This is a genomic window from Streptomyces sp. NPDC029836 (genome assembly GCF_055574495.1).
In genome coordinates this window covers 1-22,399 of record NZ_JBVHZI010000023.1, presented here as the reverse complement: position 1 = coordinate 22,399, position 22,399 = coordinate 1, and the positions used below count along the sequence as shown (strand labels likewise).

The 22,399-nt window shown below is 72.3% G+C and carries 19 protein-coding genes and 2 pseudogenes; 17 read left to right on the top strand and 4 right to left on the bottom strand.

The window, feature by feature from the left end; translation table 11 throughout:
• The first annotated feature begins 152 nt into the window (after positions 1 to 152).
• The 6 genes and pseudogenes from ACZ4XJ_RS35165 to ACZ4XJ_RS35140 all read left to right on the top strand — a co-directional run bounded on the left by ACZ4XJ_RS35165 (position 153) and on the right by ACZ4XJ_RS35140 (position 6,349).
• On the top strand, positions 153 to 1,223 hold the full coding sequence (locus tag ACZ4XJ_RS35165; protein ID WP_468498607.1) for a FecCD family ABC transporter permease: 1,071 nt from the start codon (positions 153 to 155) through the stop codon (positions 1,221 to 1,223).
• A complete protein-coding gene (locus ACZ4XJ_RS35160; protein WP_362883654.1) occupies positions 1,220 to 2,317 on the top strand; it encodes a FecCD family ABC transporter permease in 1,098 nt (365 codons plus the stop codon). The genes ACZ4XJ_RS35165 and ACZ4XJ_RS35160 overlap by 4 nt, the downstream gene beginning before the upstream one ends.
• Complete coding sequence (locus ACZ4XJ_RS35155) at positions 2,314 to 3,153, top strand: ABC transporter ATP-binding protein (RefSeq protein WP_362883656.1); 840 nt, start codon at positions 2,314 to 2,316, stop codon at positions 3,151 to 3,153. Before ACZ4XJ_RS35160 ends, ACZ4XJ_RS35155 begins: the two co-directional genes overlap by 4 nt.
• A gap of 69 nt (positions 3,154 to 3,222) precedes the next feature.
• Positions 3,223 to 4,804, top strand: a pseudogene (locus ACZ4XJ_RS35150) (amidohydrolase).
• Between the two features lie 87 nt (positions 4,805 to 4,891).
• Positions 4,892 to 5,620, top strand: coding sequence for a hypothetical protein (locus ACZ4XJ_RS35145; protein WP_468498606.1), 729 nt, complete (start codon positions 4,892 to 4,894; stop codon positions 5,618 to 5,620).
• Positions 5,621 to 5,824: 204 nt separating this feature from the next.
• Complete coding sequence (locus tag ACZ4XJ_RS35140; RefSeq protein ID WP_468498605.1) at positions 5,825 to 6,349, top strand: GNAT family N-acetyltransferase; 525 nt, start codon at positions 5,825 to 5,827, stop codon at positions 6,347 to 6,349.
• 83 nt (positions 6,350 to 6,432) lie between these two features.
• On the opposite strand, the gene ACZ4XJ_RS35135 is transcribed toward ACZ4XJ_RS35140, so the two are convergent.
• From ACZ4XJ_RS35135 to argC, 4 genes and pseudogenes are all read right to left on the bottom strand, one after another.
• Positions 6,433 to 7,605 carry an acetylornithine transaminase gene (locus ACZ4XJ_RS35135; protein WP_468498604.1) on the bottom strand — a complete coding sequence of 391 codons (1,173 nt, stop codon included), beginning with the start codon at positions 7,603 to 7,605 and terminating at the stop codon, positions 6,433 to 6,435.
• 206 nt (positions 7,606 to 7,811) lie between these two features.
• A pseudogene (gene argB / locus ACZ4XJ_RS35130) lies at positions 7,812 to 8,714 on the bottom strand (acetylglutamate kinase); the annotation flags it as partial.
• 17 nt (positions 8,715 to 8,731) lie between these two features.
• Complete coding sequence (gene argJ, locus ACZ4XJ_RS35125) at positions 8,732 to 9,883, bottom strand: bifunctional glutamate N-acetyltransferase/amino-acid acetyltransferase ArgJ (RefSeq protein ID WP_468498603.1); 1,152 nt, start codon at positions 9,881 to 9,883, stop codon at positions 8,732 to 8,734.
• Positions 9,880 to 10,914 carry an N-acetyl-gamma-glutamyl-phosphate reductase gene (argC, locus tag ACZ4XJ_RS35120; RefSeq protein WP_362884414.1) on the bottom strand — a complete coding sequence of 345 codons (1,035 nt, stop codon included), beginning with the start codon at positions 10,912 to 10,914 and terminating at the stop codon, positions 9,880 to 9,882. The genes argJ and argC overlap by 4 nt, the downstream gene beginning before the upstream one ends.
• A gap of 409 nt (positions 10,915 to 11,323) precedes the next feature.
• Between argC and ACZ4XJ_RS35115 the strand changes: the two genes are divergently transcribed.
• From ACZ4XJ_RS35115 to ACZ4XJ_RS35065, 11 genes are all read left to right on the top strand, one after another.
• Complete coding sequence (locus ACZ4XJ_RS35115; RefSeq protein ID WP_468498602.1) at positions 11,324 to 12,772, top strand: MFS transporter; 1,449 nt, start codon at positions 11,324 to 11,326, stop codon at positions 12,770 to 12,772.
• Between the two features lie 227 nt (positions 12,773 to 12,999).
• On the top strand, positions 13,000 to 14,187 hold the full coding sequence (locus ACZ4XJ_RS35110; protein ID WP_362884411.1) for a trans-sulfuration enzyme family protein: 1,188 nt from the start codon (positions 13,000 to 13,002) through the stop codon (positions 14,185 to 14,187).
• A 99-nt stretch (positions 14,188 to 14,286) separates the two neighbouring features.
• Positions 14,287 to 14,802 carry a MaoC family dehydratase gene (locus ACZ4XJ_RS35105; protein ID WP_362884409.1) on the top strand — a complete coding sequence of 172 codons (516 nt, stop codon included), beginning with the start codon at positions 14,287 to 14,289 and terminating at the stop codon, positions 14,800 to 14,802.
• A gap of 71 nt (positions 14,803 to 14,873) precedes the next feature.
• Positions 14,874 to 15,713 carry a class I SAM-dependent methyltransferase gene (locus tag ACZ4XJ_RS35100; protein ID WP_362884407.1) on the top strand — a complete coding sequence of 280 codons (840 nt, stop codon included), beginning with the start codon at positions 14,874 to 14,876 and terminating at the stop codon, positions 15,711 to 15,713.
• On the top strand, positions 15,710 to 16,756 hold the full coding sequence (locus tag ACZ4XJ_RS35095) for a class I SAM-dependent methyltransferase (protein ID WP_468498601.1): 1,047 nt from the start codon (positions 15,710 to 15,712) through the stop codon (positions 16,754 to 16,756). Before ACZ4XJ_RS35100 ends, ACZ4XJ_RS35095 begins: the two co-directional genes overlap by 4 nt.
• Before the next feature lie 55 nt (positions 16,757 to 16,811).
• On the top strand, positions 16,812 to 17,705 hold the full coding sequence (locus tag ACZ4XJ_RS35090; protein WP_468498600.1) for a diiron oxygenase: 894 nt from the start codon (positions 16,812 to 16,814) through the stop codon (positions 17,703 to 17,705).
• 34 nt (positions 17,706 to 17,739) lie between these two features.
• Positions 17,740 to 18,636 (top strand): class-II aminoacyl-tRNA synthetase family protein, encoded by an 897-nt coding sequence (locus ACZ4XJ_RS35085; RefSeq protein WP_468498599.1) that lies wholly within the window; start codon positions 17,740 to 17,742, stop codon positions 18,634 to 18,636.
• 1 nt (position 18,637) lies between these two features.
• Positions 18,638 to 19,492 carry a holo-ACP synthase gene (gene acpS / locus ACZ4XJ_RS35080; protein WP_468498598.1) on the top strand — a complete coding sequence of 285 codons (855 nt, stop codon included), beginning with the start codon at positions 18,638 to 18,640 and terminating at the stop codon, positions 19,490 to 19,492.
• Entirely contained in the window at positions 19,489 to 20,697 is a 1,209-nt protein-coding gene (metK, locus tag ACZ4XJ_RS35075; protein ID WP_468498597.1) for a methionine adenosyltransferase, read from the top strand. The genes acpS and metK overlap by 4 nt, the downstream gene beginning before the upstream one ends.
• 1 nt (position 20,698) lies before the next feature.
• Positions 20,699 to 21,682 (top strand): carbohydrate kinase family protein, encoded by a 984-nt coding sequence (locus tag ACZ4XJ_RS35070; RefSeq protein WP_468498596.1) that lies wholly within the window; start codon positions 20,699 to 20,701, stop codon positions 21,680 to 21,682.
• A partial coding sequence (locus ACZ4XJ_RS35065; RefSeq protein WP_468498595.1) for a homocysteine S-methyltransferase family protein occupies positions 21,679 to 22,399 on the top strand: 721 nt, incomplete at its 3' end. The genes ACZ4XJ_RS35070 and ACZ4XJ_RS35065, both read left to right, overlap by 4 nt.

Sequence of the window (22,399 nt, the reverse complement as noted above, 5' to 3'; positions counted from 1 at the left end):
GCGTCCAGTGCCTGTCCCGTATGCCCTGCTTACGTGCTGCGGGCGCGCGTTGACCCGGTGCGGAGGGTTCGCTTAGGCTCACCTAAGTATCATCCTGCTGTCGGTGCATCACCTTTCATACATCGCCGGCCAACCACCGCCAGGGGGAGTCGTTGTCGTCGGTTGAAACCCAGGCGGTACCGGGGACCGGTGCCCGGGCTCCGCTCGCACCGCCGAAGTCCCGGGCCGTCACCGCGGCGCGGGGGATGGGCCTCCTCGTCGGGCTCGGCGCACTCGTCCTGGTCGCGCTCCTCAGCGTGTGGGTCGGCACCCGGGGCATCCCGTTCACGGCCACCTGGGGCGTGCTCCGGCACCCCGACGGCTCGCAGGCCTCGGCCATCATCCACGAGTACCGGATCCCCCGCACCCTCCTCGGCCTCGTCGTCGGCGTGGCCCTCGGACTGTCCGGCGCGCTCATGCAGGCACTGACCCGCAACCCGCTCGCCGACCCAGGACTGCTCGGCGTCAGCCTCGGCGCCTCGACCGGCGTGGTCATCGCGATCTCGTTCCTCGGCGTCGGCGCGGCCCTCGGCTACGTCTGGTTCGCGTTCATCGGCGCCGCCCTCGCCTCGGTCCTGGTGTTCGTCCTCGGCTCCTCCGGACGGAGCCTGGCCACCCCCGACCGGCTGGTCGTCGCGGGAGCCGCCGTCACGGCGGTGCTCACCGCCTTCAACACGGCCGTCCTGCTCCTCGACCCGCAGGCCTTCAACAAGTTCAGGTTCTGGACGGTCGGCGCCCTCGCGGGCCGCAACCTCGACTTCGTGTACCTGATCCTGCCCTTCGTCGTGGTGGGCCTGTTCATCGCCCTCGGGATCGCCCCCTCGCTCAACGCCCTCGGCATGGGCGAGGACGTGGGCCGGGCCCTCGGCGTGAACGTCGGCCGGACCCGGGTGCTGGGGGCCGTCGCCGTCATGCTGCTGTGCGGCGCCGCGACCGCCGCCGCCGGCCCGATCGGCTTCGTCGGCCTGGCGGTTCCGCACATCGCCCGGTTCGTGGTCGGCGCCGACCAGCGGTGGATCCTGGCGTACTCCATGCTGATCGCCCCCGTCCTGCTGCTCGGATCGGACGTACTGGGCCGGGTGATCGGGGCGCCCGACGAGATCCAGGTCGGCATCGTCACCGCGTTCCTCGGCGCACCGCTGTTCATCGCGCTGTGCCGGCGCCGAAAGTTGGTCATGCTGTGAGCCCCGCACCCGGGGTACGAGCCCCCGCCACCACCCGCGACCCGAAGCCCCGCATCGTCAGCGGCACCGTCCTGCGCACCCCGCGCGGACGCTGGTCCGTGCGCGTACAGGGCCGTACGATCGCCGTCACCGCCATCCTGCTGGCCCTCCTCGTGACGGTCATGACGGTCAGCCTGACCACCGGCGACTTCGAACTGTCCGTCAGCGAGGTGCTCCAGGCCCTCTTCGGCGACGGCGGCGGCGCCGCCGACTTCATCGTCAACACCCTGCGCATGCCCCGCCTCGTGACCGCGCTGTGCGTCGGCGCGGCGCTCGCCGTCAGCGGGGCCATCCTGCAGAGCCTGACCAAGAACCCGCTGGGCAGCCCCGACATCATCGGCTTCACCACCGGGTCGGCGACCGGTGCCCTCATCGTCATCGTCGTCCTCAACGGCGGCATGACCCAGATCGCCATCGGCGCGCTCATCGGCGGCTTCGCCACGTCCGCCGTGATGTACCTGCTCCTCCTCGGCAGCGGCATGCAGGGCTTCCGACTCGTCGTCATCGGCATCGGCGTGAGCGCCCTGCTGCTCGCCGCCAACTCCTACCTGATGACCCGGGCCAGCTGGCAGGAGGCCCTGGAGGCCCAGGCCTGGCTCATCGGCAGCCTGGGCAACCGGGGCTGGGAACACGCCGCTGCCATCGGCTTCGCCGTCGCCGTACTCCTCCCGCTCGCCCTGGTGTTCGCCCGCCGGCTCTCCATGGTGGAGATGGGCGACCACACGGCCACCGCGCTCGGCGTCAACGTCGGCGCGAGCCGCACGGCCCTGCTCGTCATCAGCGTCGCGCTCGCCGCGTTCGCCACCGCGGTGGCCGGACCCATCGCGTTCGTCGCGCTCGCGGCGCCCCAGTTGGCCCGCAAGCTGTCCCGCTCCTCGGGACCCGCACTGGTGCCGTCCGCCGCCATGGGCGCACTCCTGCTGGCCGGCGGCGACCTCGCCGTCCAGCGCCTCTTCTCCCCCGCCCTCCTGCCGGTGGGCACGGCAACCGGCACCGTCGGCGGGTTGTACCTGATCTGGCTGCTGGTCACGGAGTCACGAAAGAGCCGCGCATGACTGGAAAGAATCCCCCCGCCGCACGCCTGGGGGCCGAGGGCCTGACCCTGACCTACGACCAGCGGACGGTGGCCACCTCCCTGGACGTGGTCATCCCCGACCACTCCTTCACCGTCATCATCGGACCGAACGCCTGCGGGAAGTCCACCCTGCTCAAGGCGCTCGCCCGGATGATCAAGCCGAAGGCCGGCGAGGTCTACCTCGACGGGGCCGCGATCTCCACCTACCGCTCCCGGGAGGTCGCGCGCCGACTCGGCCTGCTCCCGCAGACCTCCACCGCGCCCGGCGGCATCTCGGTGGGCGACCTCGTCGCCCGCGGCCGCTACCCGCACCAGAAGCTGCTCAAGCAGTGGTCCGCCGAGGACGAGGCCGCCGTCGCGGAGGCCATGCGCCAAACCGGCGTCCTCGAACTCGCCGAACGACCCGTCGACGACCTCTCGGGCGGCCAGCGCCAGCGCGTCTGGCTGTCCATGGTGCTGGCGCAGCAGACGTCCATCCTGCTCCTGGACGAGCCGACCACCTTCCTCGACATCGCCCACCAGGTCGAGGTGCTCGACCTGTGCGCCGACCTGCACGAGGACAAGGGGCAGACCATCGTCGCGGTGCTCCACGACCTCAACCAGGCCTGCCGCTACGCCACCCACCTCATCGTGATGAAGCCCGGCGGCGTCATCGCGGCCGAGGGCGACCCCGCGACGATCATGACCGCCGAGCTCATCCAGGACGTGTTCGGGCTCTCCTGCCGGATCATCGACGACCCGGAGACCGGCACGCCCCTGATGGTGCCCGCGGCCCGCAACCGAGCCGGTACGCCCGTCGCGGCCGACATCCACTAGAGCTGTTACCGGATCCGGGACCCCGCGGGTCGGCCGGGACCTCGACGGCACGACCAGGGACGGAACTCCATGCTCTGCACCAGGCTGACGAACGCGAACATCCTCACGATGGACCCGGACCACCCGGTCGCGCACGACCTGGGGATCTGGCGCGGCCGGATCGTCGGCCTGGACGACGCGGTGACCTCGCTGCCCGCACGCGAGGTCGTCGACCTCCAGGGCGCCACCGTGCTACCGGGGTTCATCGACAGCCACGTGCACCTGGCCTGGACCGGCCTGAAGGCGGCCACCCCGAGCGTCGCCGGCCGGGGACGGATCGAGGACGTCCTGGCCGTCGTCGCGGAAGCCGTCTCCCGAGCGCCCGAACCCGGTACCTGGGTGGACATCGCCGGGTACGACCAGCGGGCCCTGGGGCGGCACCTGACCGCCGCCGAACTCGACCGGGTCGCCGCGGGCCACCAGGTGTTCCTGATGCACGAGTCCGGACACGCCTGCGTCGTCAACACCGCGGTGCTCGACCGGCTCCCGGCCGGCGTCCCGCACCAGGACGGCTTCCTCGCCGAGGGCGCCATGAGCGCCGCCCGCGCGCTGCGACCCCCGTACTCCCAGCGGGAACTCGCCGACGCCATCGAACGCGCCGGCCGGACCTGCCTCGCCGAGGGCGTCACCGCCTGCGCCGAGGCGGGCATCGGCGGCGGCCTCCTCGGCCACAGCCCCGTCGAACTCGGCGCCTACCAACTGCTGCGCGAACAGGGGCGGCTGCCCCTGCGCGTCCAGCTGATGGCCGCCGCCGACACCCTGCGCCCCGTCACCACACCGACCGAGGACGGCATCCCCCGCGCCCTGGGCCTCGGCATGCGCACCGGCTTCGGCGACGACTGGCTCTCCCTGGGCGCCCTCAAGATCTACACCGACGGCGGCATGATGGCCCGTACCGCCGCCCTCACCCGCCCGTACGAGGGCACGGAGCACCTCGGGCAGCTCCAGGACGACCCGCAGCGCCTGCTGGACACCATCGTGGACGGCCACCTCGCCGGCTGGCAGCTCGCCGTCCACGCCATCGGCGACCGCGCCGCCGACCTCGCCCTGGAGGGCATCGAGCGCGCGCAGCGCCTGCGGCCGCGCCCCGAGGCCCGGCACCGGGTCGAACACGCGGGCCTGATCCGCCCGGACCAACTGCCGCGCTTCGCCCGACTCCGGGTGAGCGCGGTCGTCCAGCCGAACTTCCTCCACTCCTTCGGGGACGACTACTCGGCGATCATGGGCGAGGAACGGGCTCCCTGGATGTACCGCGGCAAGGGCTTCCTGGACCACGGCGTCACCCTCGTCGGCAGCTCCGACCCGGCCCGTCACGGACGGATCCCCGCTGCGGGCCGTCCAGTTCATGGTCGAACGGGCCTCCGCGTCGGGCCGACCCGTCGGTCCGGACGAGGCCGTCACCGTGGACCAGGCGCTGCACGCGTACACCGTCGCCGGAGCGTACGCCTGCCACTGGGACGACAGCGCGGGCAGCCTCACCGCCGGCAAGCGCGCCGACCTGGTGGTGCTCGGTGACGACCCGCGGCGCGTCGCCCCCTCGGCCATCGCTGCCATCCAGGTGATGGCCACGTTCGTGGACGGCACCCGGACGCCCGAGTCGAAGGCGCTGTAGGGCAGTTCGGCCGCCCCCGCCCGGAGAATCCGCTCACCCACATGCGTCCCACCTAGGTTAGGCTTACCTAAACATGGGGGTGTTGGGATGCAGGAGCAGGTGCGGCACCGAGCGCAGCAGGACGAGTGGGCCGACGAGGTCGTGGCCTGCATGGGTTCCCGCGACATGGTGGAACGCGCGCTGCGCGAGGCGCTGAGTCGGACGCCCAGTCAGCGTGAAGAAACGATTGCTCGCATGGCGGACGCACTGCGCGGAGCCGCGCAGGGCCTGTCCGTGCCCGGCTGCGCGGCCGCCGCCGGAGTCCCCGAACGCATCCTGCGCGAATGGCTTCAGATCGACGCCAGCTTCGCCGGGGCGCTGCACGCCGCGCACGCCCTGGCGCAGGCCCACGGTCTGCGTCCGGGGGCGGAGCCGACGCCCGCCGCGCTGCACCTGCTGCTCGACGCGATACGCAAGGGCGCGGCCTGGCCCGCCGCGGCGACCCTCGTCGGCATCTCCATCCGCGGCTTCAACCGCCTGCGCTCCGAGGCGCCGCAGGTCGGGGCCCTGATCGCGGCCGCCCAGCGGGCCCGGCCGGCGCGGACCGCCCCGGGCGGGCGGCGCCGACTCCCCAAGGCCGGGGGTACCCGGCCCGGATACCGGATCGTCCGGCTCGACGACCCGGTGCTCTCGCCGGGCGGGCGGCCCGACCCCGGCGTCGGGGCGGAGGAATCCGGGGCGGGAGGCGTCGGGGCGGGAGGCTCCGGGGCGGGGGACTTCGGGGCGGGAGGCTTCGGTCCGGACGAGGCCGCGCGCGGGCCTCGGCGGGACGCGTGACGCGGGACGGGTCACGCCAGGTGGGGGCGCCGGCGGCGGTCGGGTGCGGGCCGTTCGCCCGTAACTCCGTTGCCTGGTCGGGGTAGAGGGATGTCCCGGGTTTTGCCTCCTACTTAAGTAAGGCTAACCTTGGTTGTGGTTCCGGGGTGGTGCGGTGATCGAGCCGCCCGTCGTTCGCGCCGGAGCCGTATGGAAAGGGAACCCTTGATCACGTTCGCCTCGCGGACCACCCCCCGGTCCGATCGCGCCGCTCTGCCCGACGCCTTCCCCGTACGCTCCGCGCACTCCGGGGACGCCGCCGCCCTCGCGGCCCTGTCCCAGCCGTTCGTCCGGTCCGGAGCCCTGCGGGCGCGCTCCCTCTCCCTGTACGTCGCGGACTCCGCCGACTTCCTCGTGGTGGACGGCCCGGACGGGACGCTCCTGGGGTGTCTGGCCCTACGGGTCCACCCGGCCGCGCCGGGCACGGGCCGTGGCGGCGCGGGCGTCCTCTACAACTTCTGTGTCGCACCCGGCAGTCAGGGGCGCGGGCTGGGTGCCAGGTTGCTGACCGCCGCGCTGGTCAGGGCCAACTCCCTGTCCTTGAAAGCCTTGTTCACCGCCACGACCGGAAGTGGCGAGCTGTTCCGTCGGCACGGCTTCGCCCCGGCCCACGTCGCCGCCGCTCCGTCGGCCTGGGTGGACTCCCTCTCCCCCGAACGCAATTCACGCATCCTCACCCGCTCGCTCTAGCGCCGTGCTCCTCACGGCACGCGACCGGTGGCCGGCGCCCTCGCGGGCGCCGGCCACCCTTGCATTTCGGGGCGTGGTCCGTCTCAGGCGTCGAGGATCCCCGGGAGGGCCGCCAGCAGGGCGTCCACCTGGGCCTCGGGGACGGTCAGGGCCGGAGCCAGGCGTACGGTCGCGGCTCCGGCGGCGTTGACGAGGAACCCCGCGTCCTGCGCCGCCCGTTGCACGCGAGCGGCGACCGGTTCGGTCAGGCCGATGCCCACCAGCAGTCCGGCGCCCCGTACTTCGGCGACCAGCGGATGTCCCGGCGTCCGGACGCCGTGTCGGAGTCGCTCGCCCTGGCGCGTCACGTGGGCGAGCAGGCCCTCGGACTCGATGGTGTCCAGGACCGCGAGCCCGGCCGCGCAGGACGCGGGGCTGCCGCCGAAGGTCGAACCGTGCTGACCCGGCGTCAACAGGTCGGCCGCCGGGCCGAAGGCGATCGTCGCGCCGATCGGCAGGCCACCGCCGAGCCCCTTGGCCAGGACCACCACGTCGGGCTCGACGCCTTCCAGCGCCTGGTGGGCGAACCAGTGGCCGGTGCGGCCGATCCCGGTCTGGACCTCGTCCAGCACGAGCAGCGTCCCGGTCGCCCGGGTGATCTCGCGCGCCGCCCGCAGGTAGCCCTCGGGCGCCACGATGACGCCGGCCTCGCCCTGCACCGGCTCCAGGAACACCGCCGCCGTTTCCTCGGTGACCGCGGCCCGCAGCGCCTCCACGTCGCCGTACGGTACATGGGACACCCCGGCGGGCAGCGGGAGGAAGGGCTCGCGCTTGCCGAGCTGCCCGGTGAGGGCGAGCGCGCCCATGGTGCGGCCGTGGAAACCGCCGTCGGCGGCGACGAGCCCGCTCCGCCCGGTGCGCCGGGCGATCTTGAACGCGGCTTCGACGGCCTCCGTACCGGAGTTGGCGAAGAAGACCCGTCCGGGCCGGCCCAGCAGCCCCACCAGGCGTTCCGCTAGGGCGACCCCGGGCTCGGAGACGAAGAGGTTGGAGACGTGACCCAGCGTCGACAACTGGTGGGTGACGGCCGACACCACGGCGGGGTGGGCGTGGCCCAGGGTGTTCACGGCGATCCCGCCGGTGAAGTCGGCGTAGGCCCGCCCGTCCTCGTCCCACACGGTGCTGCCCTCGCCGCGGACCAGGGCCAGCGGCGGCGTGCCGTAGTTGTCCATCATCACCGCGCGCCAGCGGCCGGTCAGGTCGTTGCCGAGGGTCACGCGGTGCTCGCCTTCAGGTCCGTCCGCGCGGGGTGCGCCTGCCGCGGGAACTGCTGGTCCCGGTGCGGCTGCCCCGGGCCCGTACGGCGCGGGTCGCTCCGCCGCCGGTCCGCCTCCTGCGCGTCCGCCTCCTGCGGGTCGGTGTCCTGCGGGTCCGTGTCCTCCGGGTCCGTCTCCCGCCGGTCCGTCTCCTGCGGGTCGGTCCGCTCCGGGTCCGGGACCACGGTGGTGCCGTGGACCTCGGCGGGCGCGACGCCCCGCAGCACGGCGTGCGGCACCCGGCCGTCCAGCACGTGCGCCGCGCGCACGCCCGCCCGGACGGCGCGCAGGCAGCCCTCCATCTTGGGGAGCATCCCGCTGGACAGCTCCGGCATCAGCTTCGCCACGCCCTCCGCCGTCAGGCGCTCGATCACGTCCGTGCTGTGCGGCCAGTTCGCGTAGACCCCCTCCACGTCGGTCAGCATCAGCAGCTTCTCCGCGTCGAGGGCGACGGCCAACGCCGAGGCCGCGAGGTCCGCGTTGATGTTGTAGACCTGCCCGTCCGCGCCGCGGGCCACGGGGGAGACGACCGGGATGCGGCCCCGGTCCAGCAGTGCCCGGATGGTGTCCGCGTCCACGTCGACGATGTCGCCGACCAGCCCGATGTCGACGGGTTCGCCGTCGACCCAGGCGGCCCGCCGTACGGCGGTCATGGTGTGCGCGTCCTCGCCCGACATGCCGACCGCGAGGGGCCCGTGGGCGTTGATCAGCCCGACCAGTTCCCGCTGGACCCGGCCCGTCAGGACCATCCGTACCACGTCCATGACGTCCGGGGTCGTCACCCGCAGGCCGGCCTCGAAGCGGACTTCCAGGTCGAGCCGGTCCAGCATGCGGCTGATCTGCGGGCCGCCGCCGTGCACGACGACCGGGAACAGGCCGGCGCGCCGCAACCGCACGACGTCCTCGGCGAACGTCGCCTTGAGTTCCTCGTCCACCATGGCGTTGCCGCCGAACTTGATGACGACGGTCCGGCCGCGGAGCCGCTCCAGGAGGGCCGGATCGTGCAGGTCCGCATCCGCGGGGGCGGTGATCGGTTCCGGGCGCGGGGCGGCCGGGACGCGTGGCTTCATCGGTGTGCCCGTTCCGCTCATGAGCTGTACGCGCTGTTCTCGTGGACGTACTCGGCGGTCAGGTCGTTGGTCCACACGGTCGCGGCGGTGTCGCCGGCGCGCAGGTCGATCGTGATCACGATCTCGCGGGCGGACATGTCGACCTTGTCGCGGGGCTCGCCGGCCGCGCCGTCCCGGCACACCCACACGCCGTTGATCGCCACGTCCAGGCGGTCCGGGTCGAAGGCCGCGTCTGTCGTGCCGATGGCCGACAGGACCCGGCCCCAGTTGGGGTCCTCGCCGTGCAGGGCGCACTTGAGCAGGTTGTTGCGGGCGACGGAGCGGGCCACGGTCACCGCGTCCGTCTCGGAGGCGGCGCCGACGACGGCCACCTCGATCTCCTTCGAGGCGCCCTCCGCGTCCGCGACCAGCTGCCGCGCCAGGTCCAGGCACACGGTGTGCACGGCGGCGGTGAAGTCGGCCCGGTCCGGCGCCACTTCGGAGGCGCCCGAGGTCAGCAGCAGCACGGTGTCGTTCGTGGACATGCAGCCGTCGGAGTCGACCCGGTCGAAGGTGGTGCGCACGGCGTCCCGCAGGGCGGAGTCGAGCGCCTCCGCCGTGACGTCGGCGTCCGTGGTGAGGACGACGAGCATGGTGGCCAGGCCGGGCGCGAGCATGCCCGCGCCCTTGGCCATGCCGCCCACGGTCCAGCCCGGTCCGTGCGCCACCGCCGTCTTGTGGACGGAGTCCGTCGTCTTGATGGCGACGGCCGCGTCCTCGCCGCCCTCGGGCGTCAGTCCCGCGGCGGCGGCGCCGATCCCCTCGGTGATCCGGTCCATGGGCAGTCGGACGCCGATCAGCCCGGTCGAGCACACCGCGACCTCCCGCGCGTCCACGCCCAGGGCGCGGGCCGTCAGCTCGGCCGTCACCCGGGTGTCCTCGGCGCCGGCGGGTCCCGTACAGGCGTTGGCGCCGCCGGAGTTCAGTACGACGGCCGATATCCGGCCGTCGGCCAGGACCTCCCGCGACCAGCGGACGGGAGCCGCCTGGACGCGGTTGGAGGTGAACACGCCGGCGGCCGCGCGCGACGGGCCGCGGTTCACCACCAGGGCGAGGTCGGGAGCACCGGATTCCTTGATCCCGGCGGCCACGCCGCTCGCGTCGAATCCCTGTGCGGCGGTCACGGTCACGGAGCGACTCCATTCGTCGGCAGGCCCTGCGTCTCCGGCAGGCCGAGGGCGACATTCATGCTCTGCACCGCGCCACCCGCGGTGCCCTTCGTGAGGTTGTCGATGGCGCTCACGGCGATCAGGCGGCCGGCGTCCTCGTCCACCACCACCTGCACCTGCGCGCTGTTGGAGCCGAGCACGGCGCCGGTGCGCGGCCACTGTCCGGCCGGCAGCAGCCGGACGAAGGGTTCGCCCGCGTACGCGTCCTCGTACGCGGTCCGCGCCTCCCGGGTCCCGGCGGTGGCGCCGGTGCGCAGCCGCGCCGAGCAGGTGGCGAGGATGCCGCGCGGCATCGGCGCGAGCGTCGGGGTGAACGAGACGCTCACGCGCCCGCCCGCCAGTCGGGACAGGTTCTGCGTCAGCTCGGGGGTGTGCCGGTGGCCGCCGCCGACGCCGTACGGGCTCATCGAGCCCATCAGTTCGGAGCCGAGGAGGTGCGCCTTCGCGGTGCGGCCCGCGCCCGAGGCGCCGCTCGCGGCGACGATGACGGCCTCCGGCTCGATCAGGCCGGCGGCGAACGCGGGGTACATCGCCAGGGTCACCGCGGTCGGGAAGCAGCCCGGTACGGCGATCCGGTGCGCGCCCTTGAGCGCGTCCCGCGCCCCCGGGAGCTCGGGGAGCCCGTACGGCCAGGTCCCGGCGTGTTCCGAACCGTAGAAGCGGCGCCATTCGGCGGCGTCCTCCAGTCGGAAGTCGGCGCCGCAGTCCACGATCAGCACGCCCGGCTCCAACTGCGCGGCGAGCGCCGCCGATTCGCCGTGCGGCAGGGCCAGGAACACCACGTCGTGTCCCTGCAGGGACTGCGCCGAGGTCTCCGCCAGCACCCGGTCCGCGAGGGTGGGGAGGTGCGGTTGCACCGCCCCGAGCCTGCGTCCCGCGCTGCTGTGCGCGGCCAGCGCGCCGATCTCGACGCCGGGGTGCGTCACGAGCAGCCGCAGGATCTCTCCTCCGGCGTACCCGCTGGCCCCGGCCACCGCGACCCGTACCGTCATGTTCGTCGTCCCTCTTCGTGCCTGCTCGGTGCCGGGCGCTGACCCGGCGGGGATGCTTGATGGGCTGTCATGCGTGCGGGCCGCCCTGCCGTCCGGTGAGCCGCACGAAGGCCCGGCGCCACCACGATGCGCGCCCTTCGTGGCCGTCGGCACACCGGCGCCCACCCGGCGAGTGAATTTTAGCTAAGCCTAACCTAACTTCACGACTCCGGAGGCGGCGGTCGCCGCTTCGATTGCCGTAAATGCCGGACTCCTGAGGGTTCGAACTCCCCGGCGGAACGCCCGGATCCACGCCCGCGGGACCTTGGCTCGAACGCCGCCCGCACTCTCTTACATACCCCCCATGGGTATGCTACGTTGCTCCGCGAAGGTACCCCCTAGGGGTATAGGGCAGAGGAGGGTCTGGGCAATGTCAACCGTCAATCCCCGGCGCTGGTGGGCACTTGGCGTGCTTGCCACCGCACAGTTCATGGTGATCATGGACACCTCGATCATCGGAGTCGCGCTCCCCGAGATGCAGAAGGACCTCGGTTTCTCGCAGGGCGAGTTGCAGTGGGTCTTCAACGCCTACGTCATCGTCTTCGGCGGGTTGCTCCTGCTGGGCGGCCGGCTCTCCGACCTGTTCGGGGCCCGCAGGATCTTCGCCGCCGGCTGGGTCACGATGGTCATCGGATCGGTGCTCGCCGCCGCCGCGCAGAACGCGGCGGTCGAGATCGCCGGCCGCGCCGTGCAGGGCGTCGGCGGCGCGCTGATCGCACCGTCCGCCATGACCCTGCTGATGATCCTCTTCGGGCAGAACCCCAAGGAGCTCGGCAAGGCGATGGCCCTCTACGGCGCCGCCGCACCCGCCGGCGGAACGGCGGGCGTGTTCCTCGGCGGCGTGTTCACCGAGTGGATGAGCTGGCCGTGGGTGTTCATCATCTACGTCCCGATCGGCCTCGCCACCCTCGCCGCCACCAAGCTGCTGCCCGCCGTCCAGGCCCGCCGCGGTTCCGTGGACGTTCTCGGTGCCGTCGCCGTCACCGCCGGACTCGCGCTCGCCGTCTTCGCCGTCGTCCGGGCCCCCGAGATCGGCTGGGGCGCCACCGCCACCGTGCTGGAGCTCGTCGCCGCCGCCGCCCTGCTGGCGCTGTTCTTCGTGATCCAGCGGACCGTCCGCGAACCGCTCATGCCGCTCGGCGTGTGGCGGATCCCGCGCCTGGGCTCGGCCAACCTCGCGATGACGCTGCTCGGCGCCGCCTGGATCCCGATGTGGTACTTCCTCAACCTCTACCTCCAGCAGGTCCTCGACTACGGCGCCTTCGCCTCCGGCGCGGCCCTGCTCCCCATGACCATCCTGTTGATGATCTTCATGACGGCGATCACCTCCCGCCTCATGGGCCGGTTCGGGGCCAAGCAGCTGATCGCGGGCGGCCTGCTGCTCCTCGCCGCCGGCCTGGTCTGGCTGTCCGCCGTCGAGCCGACCGGCTCCTTCCTGGTCGACGTCCTGCCCGCCTCGCTCGTCGCCGCGCTCGGCATGGCCCTCGCCTACATCCCGGCGATGATCGCCGCGATGTCCGGCGCCCCGCAGGAGCAGGCCGGCCTGGCCTCGGGCATCGTCAACACCACCTACAACGTGGGCTCGGCCCTGGGTCTGGCCGCGCTCACCGCGCTCGCCACCACCCAGGGCGCCGGTGAACTGGGCAACCTGCCCGCCCTCACCGACGGGTTCAGCGCCGCGTTCCTCGGCGCCGCCGGCATCGCCGCCGCCGGTGCGGTGGTCACGCTCCTGCTGATGAAGGGCGACAAGACCCCCGCGGCGCCCGCGTCCTCCGACACCGACGCCCCCGCCGCGCGCGGCGAGGCCGCGAAGGTGTGACGTCCGGGACCCGTCCCGCACGCACCCGAAGGGGCCGCCCGACGTCCTTCCCGGACGTCGGGCGGCCCCTTTTCCCGTACCGGCTTCCCGTACCGGCTTCCCGTGCCGGCTTCTCGTACCGGGACCCGAAGGCCGCCCCCGGTACGGGAGACCCGCACCCCTAGCCGGTGCGGGAGGCCCGCCGCCCCCGCACTCGCACCCGAGTTCCGACCGAAGGAGACCGCCCCATGAGGGACATCCGCACCCGCGCCGTGCACGTCGTGAACGAGCCCGCCGTCGGCGCCGCGAGCCGGCCGCTGTCCGTGCCGCTAGTCCAGTCCTCCGCCTTCGCCTTCGACTCCGCCGACGAACTGGCGCGGGCCATGGCCGGCCCCGACGGCGCGTACGTCTACGGCCGCCGCGGCAACCCGACCGTACGGGCCCTGGAGCACACCCTCGCCGACCTGGAGGGCGGCGCCTCGGCCATCGCCTTCGCCTCCGGCATGGGCGCCATCAGCGGCGTCCTGCTCGCGCTGCTGCGCCCCGGCGACCAGGTCATCGCGCAGCGCTGCCTGTACGGGGGAACGTACGCGGCGCTGAACGACCTCGCGGAGCGGTTCGGCGTCGAGGTCGTCCACATCGACGGCGACGGACCGCAGGAGTTCGAGGCGCTCGCCGGCCCGCGCACCCGGCTGCTCCTGCTGGAGACCATCGCCAATCCGACCGGCCGGGTGCCCGACCTGCCGGGCCTGCTGGCCGCGGCCCGGCGGCGCGGGGTGACCAGCGCCGTCGACAACTCCCTCGCCTCGCCCGTCCTGTGCCGCCCGATCGAGCTCGGCGCCGACATCGTGCTCCACTCCACCACCAAGTACCTGGCCGGGCACTCCGACGTCCTCGGGGGCGCGGCCGTCTTCGCCGACGACGCCCTGCGCCGCGAGGTATGGCCGCGCACGGTCGAACTCGGCGCCTGCGCCGACCCTTTCGCGGCCTGGCTGACGCTGCGCGGCATCGCCACGCTGCCGTTGCGGATGCGCGAGCACTGCGCGAACGCGGGCCTGCTCGCCGAGCGGCTCGCCGCCCACCCCGCCGTGCGCGCCGTCCACTGGCCGTGGCTGGGAACCAGTCCCTCGTACGCCACCGCCCGGGCCGTGCTGTCCGGCGGCGGCGGGTTGCTCTCGTTCGAGCTGGAGGGCGGCAGGGAGGCCGGCCGTGCCTTCGTCGAGGGCGTCCGGGTGGCGCGGCTCGCGCTGTCCCTGGGCGGCGTCGAGACGCTGGTGACGCACCCCGCGAGCACCTCCCACCGCGAGCTGGACGCGGGGGCGTTGGCGGCAGCCGGCATCGGCCCCGGCCTGGTGCGGATGTCGGTGGGCATCGAGGACCCCGAGGACCTGTGGCAGGACGTCGAGCAGGCCCTGCGGCGCACCCTCCCGCAATAACAGCCGATCCGGTCTTCTTTTGGGTTGACAAAATAAAAGGCTGATTCGTAGATTGGTTCACGCCAGAGAAACACTCCTCTACGTCAAGGGGGGCGCGTGATGCGCTACTTCGAGGACTTCCGGACCGGTGACGTCCACGAGCTGGGCACCATCACCGTCACCGCGGACGAGGTACTGGACTTCGGGAAGCGCTTCGACCCGCAGCCCTTCCACACGGACCCGGGCCTCGCCGCCCAGAGCGCGTTCGGCGGCCTCATCGCCAGCGGCTGGCACAGCGCCTCGATGTTCATGCGCCGCTACGTCGACGGGCTGCTCGCCTACAGCGCCTGTACCGGCTCGCCCGGCGTCGACGAGATCCGCTACCTCAGGCCCGTGCGCCCCGGGGACGTGCTCACCGCCCGCGTCGAGATCCTCGGCTCCCGACCCTCGCCGTTCAACCCGACCACCGGCGTCGTCCAGCCCAGGTGCACGCTCGTGGACCACGAGGGCAGGGTCGTGTTCAGCATGATCCTCCACAGCATCTTCCGGCGGCGGCCCGCCGAGTCCGACGCCGACCACCCCGCCTCGTCCTGCGCGGCGGAGGACCCGGTCGCCTGCGTGCGCTCCGTGGCCTGACCCGGCCGGTACGGGACGTCCGAGCCCGTCACCGCCCCCACCCTGTCCGCCGAAGTGAAGGGAGACCTCCCGTGGAGGCCGTATCCCGCACCGCCCAGTGGACCGCCGCAGCGCGGGCCCTGGAGACCGACCGCGAGGACCGGCTGTTCGCCGATCCGTACGCGCGCACCGTCGCCGACACCATCGGCTTCGAACTGCTGGAGCGTTACGCGGGGGCCGGCACCGTGCCGTTCCTCGCGATCCGCACCACCTACCTGGACCGGGCCATCGTCCGCGCCGTCGAGGAACACGGCATCCGCCAGGTCGTGTTCCTCGCCGCCGGCATGGACACCCGCTTCTACCGGCTGCCGTGGCCCGACGGGATCACCGTCTACGAACTCGACCGCCCCGCGCTCCTCGACGCCAAGGCCGACATGCTGGCCGGCGAACCCGACCCGGCCGGCCGCACCCGCGTCACCGTCCCCGTCGACCTCACCCAGGACTGGACCGGCCCCCTCGCCGCGGCGGGATGGCGCGCCGACGAACCGGTGCTGTGGATCGTCGAGGGGTTGCTCTTCTTCCTCCCCGAGGACGCCGTCCGCAACCTGATCTCCACGCTCGCCGGACACTCCGCCCCCGGGTCGGTCCTCCTCGGCGACGTCATCAGCGCGTCGGCCCTGAACAACCCGCTGTCCCGGCCGTTCCTGAACTCCCTGAAGGAGGACGGGAACCCGTGGCTGTTCGGCACGGAGACCCCCGAGCAGCTCCTCGCCGAATGCGGCTGGGCCGTACGGGAGGTCCGCCAGCCCGGCGAGCCCGGAGCCGACTTCGGCCGCTGGCCCTACCCCGTCCCGGCGCGCGCCGTCCCGCGCGTCCCGCGTTCCTTCCTGTTCACCTGCGACCTCCCGACCCCCGAGGTGAGAGCGGCATGACCGGCACCCAGGACTTCCACCAGCGCGTGATCAGCGACGCCGGCGCGGCCGTGCGCGGCCTCACCGTCGCCCTCGGCGAACGCCTCGGCCTGTACCGCGCCCTCGCCGAGGCCGGCCCGCTGACCCCGGCCGCCCTCGCCGAACGCACCGGCATCGACGCGCGCTACGCCGAGGAGTGGCTGCACGCCCAGCTGAGCGCCGGGTACGTCGCACGCCACACCGGCGACGACACGTACACCCTGCCCGCCGACCACGCCCCCGTGCTCGCCGATCCGAACGCCGTCACCTACGCCGCCGGGTTCTTCACCGCCCTCAAGGCCCTCTACGGCACCGAGGACCTCCTCGTCGACGCGTACCGCTCCGGCGACGGCGTCGGCTGGGCCGAGCACGACCCGGCCCTCGACACCGGCATGGGCAGCTTCTTCCAGCCCACCTACGAGCACCGCCTGGTCCCCGACTGGCTGCCCGCCCTCGAAGGCGTCACCGGCAAGCTCGCCGCCGGCGGCACCGTGGCCGACGTCGGCTGCGGCGTCGGCCACACCACCCTGCTGATCGCCAAGGCCTTCCCGCAGGCGACCGTGCACGGCTTCGACTACTCCGAGGAAGCCATCTCCCTCGCCCGGCAGCTCGCCGAGGAAGCCGGACTCTCCGACCGCGTCGTCTTCGAGGTCGCCTCCGCCGACGACTACCCGGGCACCGGCTACGACCTCGTCACCTTCTTCAACGCCCTGCACGACATGGGCGACCCCGTCTCCGCCGCCCAGTACGTCCACAAGTCCCTGGACGCCGACGGCACCTGGATGCTCGTCGAGTCCAACGTGTCGCCCTCCGACATCGACACCCAAACCCCCGCCGCCCGCATGTTCATGGCGCTGTCCGCCGTCATGTGCCTGCCCGTGGCCGTCGCCCAGCGCGGCCCCCACGCACTCGGCAACCACTCCGGCGAGCAGGCCTTCCGCGCCATCGCCGAAGAGGCCGGCTTCACCCGCTGGCGCCGCGCGACGGAAACCCCCGTCAACGCCGTCTACGAAGTCCGGCCGTAGGCCCGAGCCCCCGACGGGCGGCGCGACGCCCCCACCACCACACCGAGGAGACACCATGGGCGTCAGCGCCCCCCTGCCGGTCACCGACCGCTTCCTGGAAGTCCTGGACCGGCTCAGCTCCCGTTCCATCGAGGAGTACTACAACCCGTACCAGCAGTTCGACTGGCCCGAGAAGCTCGAAGAGGGTCGGATGTGGATGACCCCCGAGCTCCTCACGGTCTACGGCACGCCGTTCTACGACGAGTTCGACGAGCAGACCCTCCAGCGGCTGTCCAAGTGGGAGAGCATCAACTTCTACAGCCTCAACGTGCACGGCATCCGCGAACTGCTCATCGAGGTCGTCGGGCGGATCCACATGCCCGGCTTCGAGGTGCCCTCCGACTTCTTCCACCACTTCATCGGTGAGGAGAACGAACACATGTGGTTCTTCGCCGAGTTCTGCCGCCGCTACGGCGACAAGATCTACGGCTCCACGGCCCTGCGCGCCGACTCCGCCTGGGAGCCGGAGGTGGAGAACTTCCTCGTCTTCGCCCGCATCCTCTTCTTCGAGGAGCTCGTCGACCACTACAACACCCGCATGGCCCGCGACACTTCGCTCTGTCACACCATCCGCGAGGTCAACCGCATCCACCACCAGGACGAGTCCCGACACATCGCCTTCGGCCGCGAACTCGTCTCCCTGCTCTTCACCCGGATGCGCGAAGCCGTCCCCGCCGCCCGGGTCGCCGAGGTCGAGGCCTACCTCAAGCGGTACGTGGTCTACAGCGTCAACTCGCTCTACAACCCCCACGTCTACCGCGACGCCGGCGTCGCCGATCCGATCGGCCTGCGCAACGCGCTGGTCGCCGACGAGCGCCGCCGCCCCTTCGAACGCAAGACCATCCGCAAGCCCCTCGGCTTCTTCCTGAAGACCGGGATCTTCACGGACGACGTACTGCCCGTCGTCTGAGAGGGCCGACCGCCGCCCGAGAGGTGACCCCCATATGACCGTCACGACCACCGCGAGCGTCACGACCACCGCGAGCGTCACGGACACCGTGAGCGCCACGGACACGCAGGGCCTGCCGTCGCTCGGCCCCGAGGGAACCGCCCTGCTGCGGCTCCTCGACGACACCTTCGAGGGCTGGGGCGTCGGAGCCGGGGCCCGATCCATGACGATGCCCCCGCTGCTCCCGGCCGCCGACCTGGCCCGGCTCGACTACTACGACAACTTCCCCCACCAGGCTGTCGTCGCGGCGCCCCTGAACCTGGACGTCCGGGAGACCACCGAGTTCTGTACGGACTCCGGCTGCTTCCCCTGCGACGCCCTCGAACCGGCCGCACTCGGCCTGCCGTCCGCGTCCTGCTACGCCGTGTACATCGACCACCAGGGCCGACCGGCCGCCGACGACGAACTCGTCACCGTGGTCGGCTGGTGCTTCCGCAAGGAAACCCACTACGAAGGCCTGCGCCGACAACTCGGCTTCCGCATGCGGGAGATCGTCGCCATCGGCTCCCGCGAGCACGCAGAGGCGCACCTGGCCTCCTTCACCGGCCGGATCAACGCCTTCGCCCGGGCCCTGGACCTGCCGCTGCGCCGGGAAGCCGCCTGCGACCCGTTCTTCGACAAGGGCAGCTCCAAGGCGGTGCTCCAGCGCCTGACCCCGGTCAAGCACGAGTTCCTGTACGAGGACCTCGCCATCGCCTCGGTCAACACCCACCGCAACTTCTTCGGCGACCGCTGCGACATACCCCTCGCCTCCGGCGCCGGTCCGGCCTTCACCAGCTGCGTCGCCTTCGGCCTGGAGCGCTGGCTGTCCGCGCTCACCCGCCGGCACGGCAGCTGGGAAGCGGCGACCGCCGCGGTCCTGCGCGCGAACGCGGCCGGGCCGGCGATCTGACGTGCCGACCCGACCCGTCGCCGCCCCGCCGGCGGGCGGCCTGGGCTGGGCGAACCTCGGCATGGACATCGTGTCCGTCACCCGTGTCCGCCGGCTGCTCGCCGTCTACGGCGAGGACTTCTTCCAGCGCATGCTCACCCCCGGCGAACTCGCCGACTGCCGCACCTCCATCAGGCTCGACGTCCTGGGCCTGTGCGGGCGCATCGCCGCCAAGGAGGCCGCCTTCAAGGCACTGCGCGTGCGGACCGCGGCGTTCCTGCCCTGGCTGGACATCGTCGTACGGCGCTCCGAGGGCGGCTGGCCGCTCGTGGAACTCCACGGGGCGGCGGCCACGATGGCCGAGGCATCGGGCGTCGCCGGCGTCCACGTCTCCATCAGCCACGACGTGGACTACGCGGTGGCCATCGCCACCCCCGTCCCGGCAGCCGGTCCGCCGGGACACCCCGAACCGCCCGCCTCGCCCGCCTCACCCGCTTCGCTCGTCCCGCCCGATCCGCTCGGCCCGTCCCGGGCCCCGGACGGGACCGCGGCCGGCGACGCGACCGCACCCCGGGCCGCTCCCGCGGCCGACACCGAAACCGTGCACCGCACTTCAAGGAGAGACACCATGTCCGAAGGTCTGCTGTTCATGAAGAACTGGCTCCTCGCCCGCCACGAGGACCTCGACGACATCGCTTCCGACCTGGACCTCATCGAGCACCGGCTGATCGACTCGCTGTCCTTCGTCGAGTTCGTCTTCCTGCTGGAGCAGCACAGCGGCCGCGCCATCCAGCTGGAGACCCTGGAGGTCGACGAGATCCGCACCCTCGACGCCATCCGGGCCAACTTCTTCTCCGTCCAGGTGGCCCAGGCATGAGCCGCCGGCTGTTCACCTCGGAGTCCGTGACCGAGGGTCACCCCGACAAGATCGCTGATCAGATCAGCGACACGATTCTCGACGCGCTGCTGAGGGAGGACCCGACCTCGCGGGTGGCGGTGGAGACGCTGATCACGACCGGTCTCGTGCACATCGCGGGCGAGGTGACGACGAAGGCGTACGCGCCGATCGCGCAGCTCGTCCGGGCGAAGATCCTGGAGATCGGCTACGACTCGTCGAAGAAGGGTTTCGACGGTGCCTCGTGCGGCGTCTCGGTGTCGATCGGGGCGCAGTCCCCGGACATCGCGCAGGGTGTCGACACCGCGTACGAGAAGCGGGTCGAGGGTGATGAGGACGAGCTCGACAAGCAGGGCGCGGGCGATCAGGGTCTGATGTTCGGCTACGCCTGCGACGAGACCCCCGAGTTGATGCCGTTGCCGATCCACCTCGCGCACCGGTTGTCGCGGCGGCTGACGGAGGTCCGCAAGGAGGGGATCGTCCCGTACCTGCGTCCGGACGGCAAGACGCAGGTGACGATCGAGTACGACGGGGACGAGGCGGTCCGGTTGGACACGGTGGTGGTGTCCTCGCAGCACGCGGCGGACATCGACCTGGACGCCCTGTTGACGCCGGACGTGCGGAAGTTCGTGGTGGAGCACGTGTTGGCGGAGCTGGCCGAGGACGGCATCAAGCTCGACATCGAGGGCTACCGGTTGTTGGTGAACCCGACCGGTCGTTTCGAGATCGGCGGCCCGATGGGCGACGCCGGCCTGACCGGCCGCAAGATCATCATCGACACGTACGGTGGTATGGCCCGTCACGGTGGGGGTGCCTTCTCCGGCAAGGACCCGTCCAAGGTCGACCGCTCGGCCGCGTACGCGATGCGGTGGGTCGCGAAGAACGTCGTCGCGGCCGGACTGGCCTCGCGCTGCGAGGTCCAGGTCGCGTACGCGATCGGCAAGGCCGAACCCGTCGGCCTCTTCGTGGAAACCTTCGGCACCGCCAAGGTCGACGTCCAGAAGATCGAGGACGCCATCGGCCAGGTCTTCGACCTCCGCCCCGCCGCCATCATCCGCGACCTGGACCTGCTGCGCCCGATCTACGCACAGACCGCCGCGTACGGCCACTTCGGCCGCGAACTCCCCGACTTCACCTGGGAGCGCACCGACCGCGTCGACGCCCTGCGCCGGGCCACCGGGATCTGACATGCGCATCGCTGTCACGGGATCCATCGCGACCGATCATCTGATGACCTTCCCCGGCTGGTTCGCCGAGCAGCTGCTCGCGGACCGGCTGGACCGGGTCTCCCTGTCGTTCCTCGCCGACAGCCTGGATGTGCGACGGGGCGGGGTGGCGGCGAACATCGCGTTCGGCCTGGGCGTACTGGGCCTGCACCCGCTGCTGGTGGGCGCGGTCGGAGCGGACTTCGAACCGTACCGGGTCTGGCTCAAGGACCACGGAGTGGACACCGACGCCGTACACGTGAGCGCCACCCGACACACCGCCCGCTTCGTCTGCACCACCGACCGGGAACAGAACCAGATCGCCACCTTCTACGCGGGCGCCATGACGGAAGCCCGAGAGATCGACTTGCGGGAGGTCGTCACCCGCCACGGACGCCCCGACCTGGTCCTCGTCTCACCGGACGACCCCGAGGCCATGCTCCGCCACACCGCGAACTGCCGCACGCTCGGCATCCCGTTCGCCTCCGACCCCTCGCAGCAACTGGCCCGGCTGACCCGCGCCGAGGTGCGGGAACTGATCGACGGCGCCCTCCGCCTGTTCACCAACGAGTACGAATCCGCCCTGCTCTGCGAGCGGGCCGGACTCACCGAGGAGCAGGTCCTCGACCGGGTCGGCTCCTGGGTCACCACCCACGGCGAAGCCGGCGTACGCATCCGGGCCGTCGACCGCGCGCCGCTCACCGTACCGGCGGTCGAGGTCGCCGAGGTCGTCGACCCCACCGGCGTCGGCGACGCCTTCCGTGCCGGGTTCCTCGCCGGAACGGCGTGGGGCGTCCCCGAGCGGTACGCGGCTCAGCTGGGCTGCGCCGTGGCGGCGACCGTACTCGACCACACCGGCACCCAGGAGTACCGCCTGTCCCGCGACGCACTCCTGGACCGGCTCCGTACCGCCTACGGCCCGGCGAGCCGGACGGAACTCTCTTCACACCTGAGGGGGATGCGATGAGACCCTCCCTGCGGGACGAGTTCGCCACCCGCGTGGTCGTCGCCGACGGCGCGATGGGCACGATGCTCCAGGACGCCGACCCGACGATGGACGACTTCCTCGGGCTGGAGGGCTGCAACGAGATCCTCAACGTCACCCGCCCCGACATCGTGCGGTCCGTGCACGACGCGTACTTCGCGGTCGGCGTGGACTGCGTGGAAACGAACACCTTCGGCACGAACCTGGCCGCCCTCGCCGAGTACGGAGTGGAGGAACGCCTCTACGAGCTGGCCGAGGCGGGCGCCCGGATCGCCCGCGCGTCCGCCGACGCCTTCACGGCACGCGACGGCCGACACCGCTGGGTCCTCGGCTCCATGGGCCCCGGTACGAAGCTGCCCACCCTCGGCCACGTCGGGTACGAGCCCCTGCGCGAGGCCTACCAGCAGAACGCCGAGGGCCTCATCCACGGCGGCGCGGACGCCCTCCTCGTGGAAACCTCCCAGGACCTGCTCCAGACGAAGGCCGCCGTCATCGGCGCCCGTCGCGCACTGGACTGGTGCGGGAGGTCGGACCTGCCCCTCATCGTGCAGGTCACCGTCGAAGCGAACGGCGCGATGCTGCTCGGCTCGGAGATCGGCGCGGGGTTGACGGCGTTGGAGCCGTTGGGCATCGACATGATCGGCCTGAACTGCGCGACCGGCCCGGCGGAGATGAGCGAGCACCTGCGGTATCTGGCGC

Excerpts from the sequence above, each read along its gene's own strand:
- ACZ4XJ_RS35110 (WP_362884411.1), top strand. The coding sequence starts at position 13,000 with ATGAGGGACATCCGCACCCGCGCCGTGCACGTCGTGAACGAGCCCGCC.
- ACZ4XJ_RS35145 (WP_468498606.1), top strand. The coding sequence starts at position 4,892 with ATGCAGGAGCAGGTGCGGCACCGAGCGCAGCAGGACGAGTGGGCCGAC.
- ACZ4XJ_RS35115 (WP_468498602.1), top strand. The coding sequence starts at position 11,324 with ATGTCAACCGTCAATCCCCGGCGCTGGTGGGCACTTGGCGTGCTTGCC.
- ACZ4XJ_RS35070 (WP_468498596.1), top strand. The coding sequence starts at position 20,699 with ATGCGCATCGCTGTCACGGGATCCATCGCGACCGATCATCTGATGACC.
- argC (WP_362884414.1), bottom strand. The coding sequence starts at position 10,914 with ATGACGGTACGGGTCGCGGTGGCCGGGGCCAGCGGGTACGCCGGAGGA.
- metK (WP_468498597.1), top strand. The coding sequence starts at position 19,489 with ATGAGCCGCCGGCTGTTCACCTCGGAGTCCGTGACCGAGGGTCACCCC.
- ACZ4XJ_RS35155 (WP_362883656.1), top strand. The coding sequence starts at position 2,314 with ATGACTGGAAAGAATCCCCCCGCCGCACGCCTGGGGGCCGAGGGCCTG.
- ACZ4XJ_RS35105 (WP_362884409.1), top strand. The coding sequence starts at position 14,287 with ATGCGCTACTTCGAGGACTTCCGGACCGGTGACGTCCACGAGCTGGGC.
- ACZ4XJ_RS35095 (WP_468498601.1), top strand. The coding sequence starts at position 15,710 with ATGACCGGCACCCAGGACTTCCACCAGCGCGTGATCAGCGACGCCGGC.
- ACZ4XJ_RS35085 (WP_468498599.1), top strand. The coding sequence starts at position 17,740 with ATGACCGTCACGACCACCGCGAGCGTCACGACCACCGCGAGCGTCACG.
- ACZ4XJ_RS35090 (WP_468498600.1), top strand. The coding sequence starts at position 16,812 with ATGGGCGTCAGCGCCCCCCTGCCGGTCACCGACCGCTTCCTGGAAGTC.